At 47.5% G+C, this 16,173-nt stretch carries 10 protein-coding genes; 8 read left to right on the forward strand and 2 right to left on the reverse strand.

Translation table 11 applies throughout. From position 1 onward, the window contains the following. The first annotated feature begins 359 nt into the window (after positions 1–359). Genes CAFE_RS16515 through CAFE_RS16525 form a run of 3 tightly spaced genes read left to right on the forward strand, consistent with a single transcriptional unit; the run spans position 360 to position 3,386 of the window. A complete protein-coding gene (locus CAFE_RS16515; RefSeq protein WP_156991235.1) occupies positions 360–1,448 on the forward strand; it encodes a 7TM-DISM domain-containing protein in 1,089 nt (362 codons plus the stop codon). 20 nt (positions 1,449–1,468) lie between these two features. After that, positions 1,469–2,290 carry a sensor histidine kinase gene (locus tag CAFE_RS16520; RefSeq protein ID WP_166525168.1) on the forward strand — a complete coding sequence of 274 codons (822 nt, stop codon included), beginning with the start codon at positions 1,469–1,471 and terminating at the stop codon, positions 2,288–2,290. Further along, positions 2,268–3,386, forward strand: coding sequence for a response regulator (locus CAFE_RS16525; protein WP_166525169.1), 1,119 nt, complete (start codon positions 2,268–2,270; stop codon positions 3,384–3,386). The genes CAFE_RS16520 and CAFE_RS16525 overlap by 23 nt, the downstream gene beginning before the upstream one ends. Before the next feature lie 73 nt (positions 3,387–3,459). Here CAFE_RS16525 and CAFE_RS16530 read toward each other — a convergent pair whose 3' ends face one another. Beyond that, positions 3,460–5,376 carry an O-antigen ligase family protein gene (locus CAFE_RS16530; RefSeq protein ID WP_156991238.1) on the reverse strand — a complete coding sequence of 639 codons (1,917 nt, stop codon included), beginning with the start codon at positions 5,374–5,376 and terminating at the stop codon, positions 3,460–3,462. Between the two features lie 225 nt (positions 5,377–5,601). Here CAFE_RS16530 and CAFE_RS16535 point away from each other — a divergent pair, with 225 nt between their 5' ends. From CAFE_RS16535 to CAFE_RS16555, 5 genes are all read left to right on the forward strand, one after another. After that, the gene (locus CAFE_RS16535; RefSeq protein WP_156991239.1) at positions 5,602–6,996 is read left to right on the forward strand and encodes an undecaprenyl-phosphate glucose phosphotransferase; all 1,395 of its coding nucleotides are present in this window, start codon (positions 5,602–5,604) and stop codon (positions 6,994–6,996) included. 310 nt (positions 6,997–7,306) lie between these two features. Further along, on the forward strand, positions 7,307–8,140 hold the full coding sequence (gene licT, locus CAFE_RS16540; RefSeq protein ID WP_066650385.1) for a BglG family transcription antiterminator LicT: 834 nt from the start codon (positions 7,307–7,309) through the stop codon (positions 8,138–8,140). Between the two features lie 276 nt (positions 8,141–8,416). Continuing rightward, the gene (locus tag CAFE_RS16545; RefSeq protein WP_066650383.1) at positions 8,417–9,829 is read left to right on the forward strand and encodes a PTS transporter subunit EIIC; all 1,413 of its coding nucleotides are present in this window, start codon (positions 8,417–8,419) and stop codon (positions 9,827–9,829) included. Positions 9,830–10,023: 194 nt separating this feature from the next. Next, positions 10,024–10,521, forward strand: a complete 498-nt coding sequence (locus CAFE_RS16550; RefSeq protein ID WP_228724936.1) for a PTS sugar transporter subunit IIA — start codon at positions 10,024–10,026, stop codon at positions 10,519–10,521. A 13-nt stretch (positions 10,522–10,534) separates the two neighbouring features. Then, positions 10,535–11,947, forward strand: coding sequence for a glycoside hydrolase family 1 protein (locus CAFE_RS16555; protein ID WP_066650379.1), 1,413 nt, complete (start codon positions 10,535–10,537; stop codon positions 11,945–11,947). A gap of 286 nt (positions 11,948–12,233) precedes the next feature. Here CAFE_RS16555 and CAFE_RS20815 read toward each other — a convergent pair whose 3' ends face one another. Beyond that, the gene (locus CAFE_RS20815; RefSeq protein WP_156991240.1) at positions 12,234–15,992 is read right to left on the reverse strand and encodes a leucine-rich repeat domain-containing protein; all 3,759 of its coding nucleotides are present in this window, start codon (positions 15,990–15,992) and stop codon (positions 12,234–12,236) included. Positions 15,993–16,173 lie beyond the last annotated feature (181 nt).

Below are 16,173 nucleotides of genomic sequence, written 5' to 3' on the forward strand. Positions count from 1 at the left end.
TTGTGCATGGGCTACAACTTGAACAAGCTCTGTGCGAAATGCAACACAGGAAGGCTAAAAACACATTTGTTTTGCCTTCAAAAAGAGTAGATTCCAGAAAAACAGAAAATGATTGATTTTTCAGCTTCGCTTTACGGCGGAGCTTAGCATTGCTATTCCTATTTCGACGATTTATCTCGCAAAGTTTTCAACAAAAGCTTCGTATTTAGATCACTTTTCAACATAAATGGGGGTGTTGCAAAATTTTCATTTTGCAACACCCCCGTTCCTTTTTTAAAAATTTGAAAACATATGTTAAAAAATGTATAATAAAAAAGAAAATTTTCGGAGAGTCAATTTTATTTGAGAATACAAGAATCATGAAACATAAAAAACAAGTTATTTCTTTTGGCCTGATTGCGCTTATCATCGGAATTTCATTTACAGCCCTTCTTTTTTATGTTCATTGGGAAACGGACAGAAGGCTTTCGGTTCAGGGTGGAAGAATTGATTTGTCCGATTGGGAACAGCAGCCGGATCGAAATCTGGTATCCCTGACGGGCGAATGGGAGTTTTACTGGAAGCGGCTGGTGACCGACAAGGAGCTGCGGGAGGGCGTAAAGCCGGATTTGCTTGTGACGGCGCCTAAAGTCTGGAACCGGTATCGGATCAATGGAAAAGGATTGGGCGGAACCGGCTTTGGCACCTATCGGCTTCATGTTACCGGCATTCGGAAAGGGGAACCGCTGGCTCTTTGGATTCCGACCTTTTCGACTGCTTACCGAATTTACATAGATGGGAAACTGCTGGCGGCCAACGGCGTTGTTTCTGCATACGAAAAGGATGGGAAACCGGAATACCGCCTGAATCAGGTTTGCTTTACCCCTTCCGGCAACAGCCTTGACATGATTATTCAAGTCTCCAATTATACCTATGCGCGCGGCGGTATGTGGGGGACGCTGTACCTGGGTACTCCGAAGCGCATCGAATCGAGCCGCGACCTTCTTCTTTTCCGGGATTCGTTTTTATTAGGCAGCTTTTTTGTAATGGCGTTTATATACGGCTCCCTTTTCTTTTTTCGCAGGCGGGAGAAAAGTCATATCTTTTTCTCGGCTCTTTGCGGAATGATCGCGGTGCGGACCTTACTGCACGGCAGTTATCTTTTCAAGACCTTTTTCCCTTTTCTCGGCTTTTCAGCGATTATTCGGGCGGATTACATGACGCTGTACTGGATTCCGATCCTATTGGGGCTGTTGTTTCAGAAACTGTTCCCTGATGAAATCCATCAAAAGGCTTTAAAAATATTCACGGGTTATGCTGTTTTTATGACGGCTTTGACTCTATTGACGCCCGTTTCTTTTTTTACCAGTCTGATTTACGGGATAGAAATAATGATTTTATCATCTCCGGCTATCTTTTCATCCGAATGTGCACCGCGGTTTTTCGAGACAGAATCCATGCTGCGCTGATTATGACCGGCGGCCTCGTTGTGTTGGAGTGCTGTGTCTTTGACATCCTGTTTCAGAATAATATTGTGAATGCAGGCTTGCTTGAGCTTACTCCGATCGGGTTTTTCCTCATGCTGCTGGGGCAGGCGCATGTATTGGCGGAAAGCTTTGCCGAGACCATCCGCAAAAAAGAGGAGACTCTGCTACAGCTCCAAGCTTCTTTGGAACGGGAGAGAAAATCGGAATTAAAGTTTCTAAAATCCCAAATCCGGCCTCATTTTATTCACAACGCATTAAATACAATCCTGTCGATTTCGCGAAAAGATGTTCCGCGTTCTCAGGAGCTTCTGGTAGAATTCAGCAGCTATCTGCGCGGATGCTTCGATTTTAAAAATCTGGAGGATATGATACCGATTGAAAAAGAACTGGAGTTTATTCGGTCCTATCTTTCTTTGGAACAGGCACGATTTGGGGATCGGCTTAAGGTCCGATATGATATTGACGATCAATCTGTCAGGGTACCTCCTCTTATCTTGCAGCCGTTAGTTGAAAACGCGGTGATTCACGGCATACGGCCTAAACCGGATGGAGGAAACATATTGGTGTATGTCAAACGAGTCGGTGACGCCGTGAAAATAGGGGTGATGGATGACGGGGATGGAATCCCTCCCGAGCGGATCGAAAAATTGATCGCCGGGGAAGAATCCGGAAGAGGTGTCGGTATTTATAATATTACGCGAAGACTCAAAAAAATTTATCATATCTCGCTTTGCATCCAAAACAGGGATACCGGCGGTTTGGATGTATCTATGAAACTGCCGTTAAATGGAGGTCGATACAATGCTGAAAGCAATCTTGGTTGACGACGAACTGCCCGCTCTGGAAGAGTTGGAGTACCAGTTAGAAAAATACAAAACGGTTACGATTGCGGCAAGGATTCAGGATTCCCGCACCGTGCTGGAAAGAGTGGAAGAAATCAGGCCGGACTTGATTTTCCTCGATATCAATATGCCGGGGACGAACGGTCTGGAACTTGCGCTTAAAATTCAGGACTTGTGTTACGGGATTATTATCGTTTTTGTCACGGCGTATTCGGAATACGCGCTTCAGGCGTTTCAGGCATATCCTCTGGATTACATTTTAAAGCCGGTCGATGAAAAACGCCTGCGCAAAACCATGGAACAAATTCTCAGGCAAAAGGAAAGACCGCTCGTTGCAGAGGAAGCATACCACACCGTGATCCGGTGCTTCAATCATTTTGAAACCTTCAGCGATAACACCCAAAAAATACCGATCAAATTTTCAACAAGATACGCGAAAGAGCTGTTTGCTTACCTGATTTGCCATTTTGAAACGGATGTTACGCGGAATGAGCTGATGCACAATATTTTTGACGGTAAGACGGATAAAAAAACCATAAACCTTCTTCATGTGACGATTTATCGTCTGCGCCGTTCAATCGAAGAAGCCCAAATCAGCTGGGACACCATTCAAATTTCAGGAAACTACAGGCTGGAAGCGGCCGACGGCGTCTGCGATTATATTGATTTTTGCAAATTTATCAAAAGAAATCCTTATATTGACGCGTCTAATATACAGCAGGCAAACGCAATGGCGAATCTGTATTCCGGTGCCTATCTGCAAAGCGAGGATTATATTTGGGCTGAGGAAATCCGGACGGAAATGGAGCTTAAATACGAATCGCTTATCCTGAAAATGGTGGAGTTTTATTACGGCACAGGCGAATTTGATCTTATTGAACGGCTGCTGATCACATTGATCCATTACAATCCATTGTCCGAAGCGGGCAACCGTTCTCTACTGGAGTTTTATATGCGGCAGGAAAATCGGGAAAAGTTTGAAATACAGTACAGGATTTATGAAAAAATCTTAAAAAGCGATTTACAAATTAGGCCGGAGCGAAAATTTGTCATATTTCACCAAATAGCCACCCGATAGCTGCAAACGTGCAATCCCCAGCTTTTGCTGCCGGCGCAGCGGGGCATGGACCGGGCATATATCTCTTCATGCTTCAATCCGTCTCTTTCTCGCCATCATCCGCAGGACCGTTGGATAGCTCCCTGCGGTTCTGGAAGTTTATCGCGATCCCGGCCCCCAGAAGAATCCAGAAAGCGGGAGCGACGCTGACCACCGAGTCGTTAAACAGGCCGGCGAACAAATATCCGACGATTCCAAGACAGAGCGCGATTCCGCGAATTTGATTTTTTTGATATTCCCTTTTCATGGCATACAGACGGAAACTGTCAATCAAATAGAGAAGCATCATGGCCAGAAAAGCCGCCAGCGCAACGCCGCCTTCGCCAAGTAGCGTTTGCAGATATAAGTTATGCGGCTTGTCAACCAGCATATTCGCGGTGCCGTACGCCCAATATTTGCCCAACAGATCGTTCTGCGGAAAATACAGTTCAAAAGTATCGGGCCCGGCGCCAAGCAGCAGACGCTCGGAAGCCATCGGCAAAGCACGGGACCAGATGTAGCCGCGCGCGGAGCCAAGCTTTTCCTTGCCTTTAAACCCGAACGTCGGCGGGGTTTTCAGGGAATCGATATCGACCGTGCCGGCGGAGTTGGTCATCTGAAGTTTATCCCCGCTGTCAATCCGGAAAAAAAACTGCGGCTGCCCGTCAATGCTGACCGCAATTCCAGGAAATTCCTGGTCCAGCCCCATCATTGTCAGCCCAAACCCGATCCTCTGAAAACGCGGGTCCGTGATCGCGCTGAGCCCGTTTTGCATCTGAATGGAAACACTGCGGCCGCTTCCGTCCTTTAAGTCCAGGGAATTCTGCTTCAGCGCGGCATTCAGCACGTCATTATTCTGTGTCACTATTTCAATCGTGCCGCCGTTTTTCACGGAAATATCTTTAACTGGGAGTTGGGAAAGGTAGTCGTTGCCGCTGCTGTTTTGAAAGACCGCCGAAACGTCGCTGAGCAGGCTGGGAATTCTGGAAAATATTTTTCCGTGGCTGACAGTGTTCACTCCGATCAGCGCAATCATGACGAAAGCGAAAGCGGACAGCGAAATTTTCCAATGCTCTGTAAGGATTTTCCAGAAAAATACGATTCCAAAAATCAGGGCGAAAACCACGCCGACAATCCCGGCGCGCGAGGTACTTCCCAGCAAAAGCCAGACGGAAAGCAGCGCCATGCTCCAAAGCGCAAGCCTTGCGCGCAGATTCTTTGCGAACAGCGCAGGCACGAAAAACACAGGCGCGGCAATGGCGGCAAAGCTGCCGGCATAATCCCAGTGATAAAACGTGCCGTACAGCCTTCCGGAACTTGACTGCAAACTTATTTTTTTAATCCGATCGAAATCCCAGGGAAAAACCGTCAGCAATTTGCTAAAATCCGTTTGAAAAAGGTCATGTCCGAAATATTGAAAAGAACCCAGGAAAGACGATACGGTCACCACGATTCCCAGAGCAATGAAAAGATTGCGACAATCCCTTTCCGTGCGATAGGCGTACATGGTATAGAAAAGCAGCAAAATATAACAGCAAAGAATCAGCGCGCCCTCGGCACGGTCGTGGGCTCCCCAGAAAGCAATGGAAGAGTACTGCGAAAAACAAGCGGAAAGAAGCGTAAACAGAAGGAAGACTCCGCCTGCGGCAAGGTATGCGGTATAAATGCGGCTTTGCTTTTTTAATATTTTCTTATAATTGAAAGCGCTTACGGCCAGCAAGATAATTCCGGTCAAAAAAAGAAGCCACGCCTTGCATTGAGAAAAGAGATCGCCGTAAGTATCCGTACCGATAATTTTCGCTTCGTTCGGGTCCACGGAGACGATTGTCATATGTACGGTCAAAGGGATGACCGCAAGGGCCAAAAGCACAGGCAAAAACAATCGGTTTCTATCCGACGAGAGAAGAACCGAAGTTGCTTCCGCCTTTTTTGAGTTTTTTTTCGCTGCTATTGCTTTTTTCTTTGATGACATTTATACACACCTTCTATATTTAAACCTTGAATCCGCTTCTTAATCATTTCAAACCGCTATTCTGTTCCGGGAGTTAAGCCGGGGCGAATAGCTAAATTATATCATTGGAACCACAAAGATACAACAGAATGGAAGGATTGCTCCGTTAATTTTGGAAACTCCCTTGTATTCATCCGGAAAAGCCATTACAATTAATGCAGATATTTTTTATAGTAAGGAATGCATATGATTAAAGATAACCAAAAAATATTAAATGCGCTTTTAGCTCTGATCGATGCGGGAATCTGTTTTGCGTCGATGATGCTCGCGTACGCGCTGCACTTTTGGAACTATCAGGGCGTCCATCTTGAAATCGCCTATTACGTAAAACTGCAGCTCTATATTATTCCGATTTACTTCTTTCTGTATCATTATTTTGACCTTCACGATTCCTTTCGTCACAAGTCTCTCGTTTCGGAAATCGGAAGTGTGGTGCAGGCGAATACCATTGGCACCATTCTTATCTTCGTACTGGTGTTCTTTTTAAAAGAAGTCCATGTTTCCAGATTTGTCATTTTAATGTTCGGCATCCTCAACGTGGTGTTTTCCTCTGTGTTTCGTTTCTCCCTGCGCAAATTGCTCCGGCGCATGCGGGCAAGGGGGTACAATTTAAAGCACTTGCTGCTGGTGGGCTGGAACGACGTTTCGGCGGAATTTTACGACAGAGTCCTTGCCAACCACAGCCTGGGCTATGATTTTGTCGGGTACCTTGAACACACAAAGGCCTATACGGCCGGAAGAAGCATCGCCTATGCGGGCGGATTTTCCTCTTTGCCGTCTCTTTTGGACCGCAAAGGAATCGACCAGGTTATTATTTCTCTTGATTACAATGATTTTTCCGAATTGGGCGGCTTGATCGAAGCTTGTGAAAAAGCCGGAGTAAAATCGAATTTACTTCCCTTTTACACAAAATATCTTCCGACCCGGCCATACATTGACGAAGTGGAAGGAATGCCGCTGATCAACATCCGCAAGGTCCCGATCGACAACATCCTGAACAGCTTCAGCAAGCGCCTTTTCGACATTGTCGTTTCCCTTTTTTCCCTGGTGTTGTTCTCCCCTTTGATGGCCATGACCGCACTCGGAATCAAGCTCACTTCACCCGGCCCCGTAATTTACAAGCAGGAAAGGATCGGCCGGCAGAAACAGCCCTTTCAAATGTACAAATTCCGTTCCATGAAAGTAGAAAACGACAATTCCGACATGAATACCTGGGGAACCGGGAACGACTGCCGCCGAACCAAATTCGGCGCTCTGATCCGCAAATTCAGCATTGACGAACTTCCTCAGCTGATCAATGTTTTGAAAGGAGACATGAGCCTGGTTGGGCCGCGGCCTGAACGCCCGTACTTTGTGGACAAGTTTAAGGAAGAAATCCCGCTCTATATGCTAAAGCACCTTATGAGGCCCGGAATTACCGGCTGGGCGCAGGTAAACGGTTGGCGCGGAGACACTTCCATTGAGGAACGGATTAAATGCGACATGTATTACATAGAAAACTGGACTTTCCTATTAGATGTTAAAATCCTGCTTTTGACCGTTTTCAAGGGATTTGTGAACAGAAACGAATCCATGAGGTAATTCTCCCAAGGAAAGTTGCGCGTGAATAACGTCCGCTGCGCCGAGGCCGATTTCTGCGATGTGCGCCATTGCCGGATGCTCCGGTTTCGGTCAAAAGGATTTATTCAAGAGAGCGTCGGATCAGTCTTCCTTCCGTTCAGAGTTATAAATTATGCATAAATTTTATTAAATATTATTATATATTTTGTTGGTTGACACAAAGCAAGAAATGACTTATAGTAATGATGGATTGTGACTAGTATTGTAGGCAAAACCACTTAATGAGTTGTGGTTTTGCCTTTTTATTTTGTTTCGAGAAAGAGTGAGCCGTATGACAATTTTAAAAATACTGAATAATAATGTAATTGTCACACGAAATGAAAATGATCGGGAAATTGTGGCAATGGGACGCGGAATTGCTTTTCAGAAAAAGCCTGGAGATAAAGTTGATTCTGAAAGAATTGATAAGATCTATGCGTTGTCAGATCAAAGCACTTTCTCAAAGTTTCAAGCCATGCTGGCCGAAATCCCTATGGAGTATATGCTCCTGTCCGAGCGCATCATTGATTATGCAAAAAACCGACTTGGGAACAAACTAAATGACTGTATTTATATAACCCTGCCCGATCATATTTCAACCGCCATTGCCCGATATAAAGAGAACATTGTGTTGGAAAATCCGCTTCTTTGGGACATCCGACGTTTTTATCCGGATGAATTCGAAGTAGGATTAAAGGCTAATCAGATTGTTCTGGAAGAAACCGGGGTAAAATTTATTGAGGATGAAGCGGCTTTCATTACGCTGCATTTTATCAATGCCGAGTTGAACAGTCAAATGAAAAACGTTTACGGCATTACGAAGATCATGCAGGAAGTCTGCACGATGGTTAAAGATTATTTCCATATGGAGTTTGATGAATCATCTCTGAATTATTACCGATTTATCAACCATGTCAAATTTTTTGCGCAGCGTCTTTTATCTGGGAGCCGTTATAAAGACGGTGACGACGATTTGTTGGAAGTCATTCAGTTTAAGTATAAGGAAGCCTTTCAATGTGCAGAACAGATCAAGCAGATGATTTTCAGCAGATACAACTACGATTTGGGGAAGGAAGAATTGTTGTACCTCACCATTCACATTTCCAGGATAACTCAAAAATCTTAACCCGTTTGACAAGGGATTGTAATGATTCAGTTCAGCAAAACCCGGATGGCGTAAGCATGATGCTTTGCTGTTCGGGTTTTTTCTTTTAAATGAAGAAGACCTTTGGCACTATTTTATGAATGAATGAAACCAGCGCGCGGGTTTTATTTATCTATGATTCAAAAAGGAAGTGATTGATTTCTTTTATCCGTCGGCAGACTTTAAATTAAAAAGTCCCGCCAAAACGGATTTGTTAAATGATCAGTCCAAAGAAATTTACTTAGGGAGGAAATAAGAATGGCTATCGATATGGAACAGCTAACTGCTACGATTATTGAAAAAGTCGGCGGCGCCGAGAATATCTCGTCGGTTTCTCATTGTGTAACACGCCTTCGTTTCAGTCTGGTTGATAAGGGCAAAGCCGATACCGAAAGTCTGAAAAAAGTCGAGGGAGTATTAGGCGTAACCTACGGGATGGAACAGTATCAGGTTATCCTGGGACAAAACGTTTTCGAAGTTTTTGATATCATTGAAAAAAACTATCGCTTGAAAACCGGCGATATCGTGGAGGAATATCACAAAGAGGATCTTAAGCCGGTGCCCAAGAAAAAAACCACATTGAAAGGCTGCATGCAGGATCTTTTCGGTTTTATCGTCAGTTCCGTAACACCGTTTATTACCGTCATCTACGGCGCTGGTATGTTAAAAGTGGTTATGTCACTGATTGCTTTTGCGTGGCCGGATGTCACAAACAACTCAACCTATATGATGTTCAATTATCTGTCACAGACAGCATTTTACTTTATGCCGATTTTAATTGCCTATGGCGCCGCCAAAACCCTGAAATCCAATCCGGCTTTTGCCATTACTATCGTGGCCATGCTTTTATATCCTGATTTTGTGGCCTTGATCGGAGGCAACACGAAAATGGATGTTTTCGGCCTCCCCGTTACTCTCGTCGTAAAATACTCCAACACGCTGCTTCCGGCATTATTATCAACATATCTAGTCGCAAAACTCGAAAAATTTTTCTACAAGGTGATTCCCGGCGTTCTCCGCACAGTTTTCGCGCCGATGCTGACACTGGGCATTGCAATGCCGATCGTTGTTGTTTTCCTTGCCCCGATCGGCGCGGTAACCGGTAATTATGTCGTCGAAGCCTTCAACTGGATCTATCGTGTGGCGGGTGGTTTTGCGGTCGGTATTCTTGCAGCCGCGATACCGTTTATTATTATGAGCGGTATGAATATGATGTTTGCCCCGTTTATGGTCAGCAGTATATCCTCTTTGGGTTACGACGCGTTTTTCCGTCCCGCGTTTCTTCTACATAACATGGCGGAAGGGGGAGCCTGCCTTGGTGTTGCGCTCAGAACAAAAAACAAATCGATTAAGACCGACGCCATCAGCGCGGCAATCGGCTGTATCGTTTCCGGTGTTTCCGAGCCTGCGATTTACGGGATTAATTTTAAGCTGAAAAGGCCCATGATCGCCGTCATAATCGGCGCCGGTGTCGGCGGCTGGGTTGCCGGATTGTTCGGAGCCAAAGCATTTGCCATGGGTTATTCCAGCATTCTTGCCGTTCCGATCTTTGAAAGCACGATGCTCATGATTACCATAGCCATTGTAGTTACGATTCTTATATCTGCCATTATGACTGTGATTCTGGGTTTTAAAGATGTTCCGGAAATAGATATTACCAGTGAACAATAAGGAGTAACCCAACTCCATTTCAGGCTGTGCCTTCGCTTTATTCTGAGGCCCTATGCTGAAAACGAAGCTCCCTCCGGCGAAATCCCACCCCGAGTATCTTAAGTGGATTTCGCCCGGAGAAACTCGTATGAATTTAAACAACCAGGCAAGAGTCCATATATACTGAATGCTGCCCGGTACAAGGAATGTTTGATATGATGAAATTATTCAAGAAAAAGCAGAAAAGTCTCGCTGAGGGAAATATTCTGACCGCCGTCGCCGACGGAAATTTGGTTTCGCTGGATAATGTCCCTGATGAAGTATTCTCAAAAAGGACATTGGGCGACGGTGTTGCGATTCAAATAAGGAGTAATACCATTGTTTCACCGGCTGATGGAGTGATTAACTCCATTTATCCGCATGCTTTCGGAATCACCCTTTCGAACGGAATTGAAATTCTGGTTCATATCGGCGTGAATACGGTCGTCCTCAAGGGAAAAGGCTTTGAAACACTCGCAGAAAAGAATACATCGGTAAAAAGAGGGGATAAAATCATACGGATTGATAAGGAGTTTATCGAAAGCAGCGGATTAAACTGCATTACGATGATGGTCGTCACCGATCCAAAAGACTATCATTTTACTTTTCAAACAGAAGGAATAGCTTGCGAAGGGGCCAGCATTGTTGCCACTTATAAAACTATGACAGAGTAAAAAGGAGATATCTATGAACAACGATAAAAGATCTGGATTTCCCCGCGGTTTTTATTGGGGAGGAGCAATCGCCGCTAATCAGGCGGAAGGAGCGTATCTGGAGGGCGGGAAGCTGCCTTCCACGGCGGACATCAAATCGCAGGGCTTTTTCGGCGGGTTAAGACGAGACGCTGATTTTTACCCCACTCATAAGGCCATTGACTTTTATCATCGCTATCGGCAAGACCTGAAATTATTCCAGGAGGCAAACTTTAACATATTTCGCACTTCAATTAATTGGGCGAGAATATTCCCCACGGGCGAAGAAAAGGAGCCGAATGAAAACGGACTCCAATTTTATGAAGATTTGTTCCGGGAAGCAAAAAGCGACGGGATAACAATCATGATTACTATTTCTCATTATGAGACGCCTCTGGCGCTTGTCGATAAATACGGGGGATGGGATAACCGAGCGTTTATCGACTTCTATCTCCGTTTTGTCCGTACGATTGTCACCCGATACAAGGGTTTAGTGAAATTTTGGCTCACCTTTAATGAAATTGGAAATGCGGCCGTAGTCCCGATCTGTTGGGACGCCGCCTGCATCGATCCCAAAAGTGATCACTTGTTGCAAAGAATGTATCAGGCTGCCCATCACCAGTTTGTCGCCAGCGCCCTTGCAACGAAAATAATTCACGAGATTGATCCTGACGCAAAAGCCGGCGCAATGATCGCCTATAAGACAGTATATCCGTACACCTGTAAAGTCGAGGATGTCAAAGCTGCGGAAGATGCCAAAAGAAAAGAGTATTTCTTTTCGGACGTTCAGGCCAGAGGCTATTATCCCTCCTATATCCGGCGGTATTTTGAAGAAAACAATATCCATGTCGCAATGGAAAGAGGCGACGAGGAGATTATCCGGCAACATCGCGTCGATTTTATTTCCTTTAGCTATTATCGCTCCCGCGTCGTATCCGCCGGCTACGAAGAACCTGCCGAAAAAACGACGGATTCACTGGAAGGATTAGTCAATCCCTATCTGCCTAAAACCGACTGGGGATGGACGATCGATCCCGACGGGCTGCGGCTGGCATTAAACGATCTTTATGACCGCTATCAAATGCCCTTGTTTGTTGTGGAAAATGGTTTGGGTGCGAAGGATATTGTCGAAAAAGATGGATCGATCAACGACACATACCGTATTGAGTATCTGTCTGCGCACATGAAAGCCATGAAGGAAGCAATCGCAGACGGCGTCGATCTGAGGGGCTACACCATGTGGGGCCCTATTGATATTGTCAGCAACGGTACCGGTCAAATGTCTAAGCGGTACGGCATCATCTATGTTGATCTGGATGATTACGGCAAAGGCACCGGCAAAAGGATTAAGAAAAAATCCTTCGACTGGTACCGAGAAGTAATTGCAAGCAACGGAGAAAATCTCTGAAGCAAAATCAGGTGCCACACATTTGTTGCAGCACACAGGAAACTGCCCTGCGCCCCGCAGCAGCTAGACTTCTCTGCAAGCTTTCTGCAGCCTGTTGCTTAAACTCACCCATAATCTGTTTCCCGGCACTCTTTGGGCATAAAAGCAGGGGTATTGCAAACCGAATTTGCAATAGCAAATTATACAAATGATCCACCCCAAATGCAAGAAAATGCGCCTTGAAATGGACTTTTCAGCCCATTCAAAGCGCATTTTTTGTGCAACATTTTTTTGAGAAGCTATGATGCTAAAACACGCCGATCTGCCTGGTGGAATCACCCCTTGGGCGAATGCCCGTTTTCACGTCGACGCGTACGGACGCGTGGGCCAGCAAATGATTCTTGCTGTCGTAAACGTCGAACATGATATACGCCGTGCCAAGGCCGTTTCCGGTGACTTCATAATTGCCGTTTTTCAGCTTTGTAACTGCCGCGGTTTTATCGTTTGTGGAAGTGACTTTTACGGATGTGGCTTTGCTGCCGGTCAGCTTCACACCGATCTGGTATTTGCCGTTTACCGGCATCTGGTAGGTTCTTGTGTCCAGTGTAATCGAGTCGCCCGTGCCTGCAACAATATAATAGCTGAAATGGGTCGTGGTAAAGACCAGGTATCCGTCCTGCACCGTCGCGCCGAGATCGGTCAGCGTGCCGTCCGCCTCATAGCGGTAGACGTGCGGCGTGCCGTGGATTCCGGCGGGGACGGGAATTCTGACCGTGACGCTGCCGGTGAAAGATACCGGGTTTCCGTTCTGGTCAAGCAGTTTCAGATGATAAAGATGCGGCGCCCCGATAATGTTCAGGGCCGCGTCGGACACGGCAGAACGGTAGGCCGCAGCGCCCTGCGGGTCGGCCGCGCCTCCCAACGCTCCTTCCGGAACACCGGCAGACGTTTCCGGAGTAACGGAAAGCGACACGCCGGTCACACCGGACGGGAAGCTCGCGCCGGAAAGATCGGCCGCCGCGCCGGTTTCACTGTTTGTGACCGCGGACGGAAGAGACGGTGTCGAAACAGTTGAAGAGGAGGAAGAAGAATGGTGACCGGAACCGCCGCCGTTGTCGGACCCCGAAACAGTCACGGCTGCCGTGCCGTATTTGCTCGGGTCGGAAGCGGAGACTGCTTTCACTGTCAGCGCTGACGCGGTTTCATCCGCAGCCACCGTCAGTTTTCCAGCTTGGTCCATCACTGTTTTTGGGTTCTGATTGCCCGCTACCGACCACGTCACCGCCTGACTTGGAGAATTCGTCCCCCCGACGACGGCGCTGAACCGCAAGGAATTCCCCCGGCGGATCGTCGCTGTGGACGGCGATACCGTTACGCCGGAAACACCGGGCAGCGGCTGGACCGTGACTGCAACCTCGGCGCTTACGCCGTCGTCCAGTACATATCCTTCCTCCAACGGCAGGACGGGAGAAAAGGTATAGGTTCCCGCCTGACTTGGATCATACGTGGGCGTGGAAGTCCATGTGACGGCTGTGGTTTCCGGCTTGCCGTCAACGGTAAGGGTCAGGGACGACGGCAGTTTCAGGTCCGCCTGCGCCGTGCCGTTCGCGACCCTCTGCGCCGCCGGCAGACCGGCGACCGCGGTGACAATTTTTTCACCGACTATCTTCGCCGTCGTTTCTTTCATAACAGACGAATTCAGCTTGTCTTGGTAACAGGCTACAAGACTCGCGGGCACGATGAAGGTAACGGTCACAGGTCCTTCACGGAAGGCATCCTCTCCGATTGCATCCAAGGACCCTTTCAGAACGACGCGGGTCAGGGCGGTGCAGCGGAAAAATGCGTCTTCGCCGATCTGGCGGACTGATTTCGAAATCGTGACGTCCGTCAGGCCGGTACAGTCCTCAAACGCATCCTCTCCAATGGCTTTAACTCCTTCGGGAACCGAAAAGGTTCCGCTTTTGCCTTCGGGACAAAAGATCAGCGTGGTCTTATCATGGTTATAGAGTACGCCGTCTTTGCTGGAATAAGTGGCATTGCCGCCGTTCACGTTGATTTCGGAAAGCTTAGTGCAGCTCATAAACGCCCAACTGCCGATGCTCCGCACGGAATCGGAAATCCGAATCCGGTCCAGGTACGAACATTGTCTGAATGCATATTCTCCAATACCGGTGACGCCTTCGGGAATCGAAAAAGTACCGCTTCTCCCCTCGGGGCAAACAATCAGCGTTTTTCCGTCGCTGTTATACAGTACGCCGTCTTTGCTGGAATAAGCGGTATTGCCTTCCTCCACGTCGATTTCGGTCAGTTGGCTGCAGCCGTCAAAAGTCCAACTTCTGACAGAAGAACTGTCCGAAGTGACCGAAGCAGGGATTGTGACTTTTGTCAGGCTGCTGCAATCACGCAATGCATTGTCGAAGATAGAAGTTACGCCGTCAATAAATCTGACTTCTGTAACCAGGCCGCGAAAGCTGTCGTCAATGACCTGTGTGCAGGCTTTGTCTTGATAGAGATCCTTGCCGTCACAATAGACGACAGTTTCCGTCTTTTCCAGGCTGTCCGGGTCAATCTGAGGGGAAACGGCTTTTCCGTACAGCGTTTTCGGGATCAGGATCCCGGCCTTGGTGCCGGTGTACTTTGTCAGTTTATATCCGCCGGCCCCGTTCTCAGCAAACAGAAACGTGTTCGAAAAGCTGGGCAGGGTATCGGACGCCGAATCGCCCACCAGGTAAAGGTTCCTAAGATTTGTGCAGTGAAAAAACGAATCATCCGCAACAGTGAGCTTTTCAGACGGGGTGAGGGCGACGCTTTTCAGGTTTATGCACGCTTCAAATGCCCACTCGCTGATGGAATCGACCGAGGGAGGGAGTTCCACGGATTGAAGAGACGAACAATATTCGAACGCATCCTCCCCTATTGTTTCAAGACGACTGTCCGCACCGAATGTGACGGAGCTAAGCTTCTCGCAGTCCACGAACGCACCGGCCCCGATGGAGGTGACGGAGTCCGGAAACACAACACCGGTCAGGCCGAAACATTCTTCAAATGCTCCGTCCGCTACGGCGGTGACGCCATCGGGCAGCGAAAGGACCCCGTTTTTCCCCTCCGGGCAGGTGACCAGCGTTGTTTTGTCATTGGTATAGAGTACTCCGTCTTTGCTGGAATAAGCGGTATTGCCTTCCGCTACGTCGATTTCGGAAAGCTTATAGCAGCTTATAAACGCCCAATCGCCGATGCTCCGGACGGAATCGGAAATCCGAATCCGGTCCAGGTAGCAACATTGTTTAAATGCGTATGCTGCAATGTCGGTGACGCCTTCGGGAACCGAAAAAGTACCGCTTTTCCCCTCGGGGCAGATGATCAGCGTTTTTCCGTCGCTGTTATACAGTACGCCGTCTTTGCTGGAATAAGCGGCATTGCCTTCCTCTACGTTAATTTCATCGAGCGCGGTGCACTCTAAAAATACATCTTTGCCAATCGACGTAACCGAGGCGGGAATCTTAATTGATGTAAGGGCACATGCTTCGAACGCCTCGTCTCCGATCGTTTGGAGCCGGCAGTCCGGATCAAACGTAACGGATGAAAGAGAGGAACAGTCTTCAAAAGCGTCGTCGCCGATGGATTCGACTGAAGGCGGCAGTGCAACGGATGTAAGCGAAGTGCAGAATCGAAACGCTTCTTCTTCGATCGTTTTGAGGCTGCTGTTTTTGCCGAACGTTACGGAGCTTAACTTTTCGCAATCATAAAATGCCGCGTCCCCGATGGTTTCGACCGAATCCGGGATCGTGATGTTGGTCAAACTTTCGTAACGCCAGAACGCGCTAGACCCGATGGCCTGCGTGCTGTCATTCACCTCGATGCTCGTAATAGATTTCGTATCGCCGTCGAAGGGCGTCGTGCAGTTCGGGTCCTGATACAGGCCCGAATCGCAGTAATAAGCGGTTACGCTGGAGTCCGTCGCGTCCGCGGCCTTTGCAAATGCCGTCAAGCCGGCGCCCTGCGCCATACCGAGCAGCAGGGAAACAGAAAGCAGCAGGGAAAGAGCTTTTTGAGTGATTTTTTTCATCTTTCTAATCAATCCTTTCAAGTGTCCGCAGACAGGGCACCATGAATTCCATTCATGAAATCCGGTTTGTCCGGGTAAAATCTCCCCTCGGGAGGATCAGCGGCAAAAACACCCGCTTCCCATTTAATGTACAATAGAAAGCGGGCGTTTCATATCCCCCATTTGGGGTATTTTTTGTTTC

Origin of the sequence: Caproicibacter fermentans, from assembly GCF_009746625.1 — a bacterium.
Taxonomy (GTDB): Bacteria; Bacillota; Clostridia; order Oscillospirales; family Acutalibacteraceae; genus Caproicibacter; species Caproicibacter fermentans.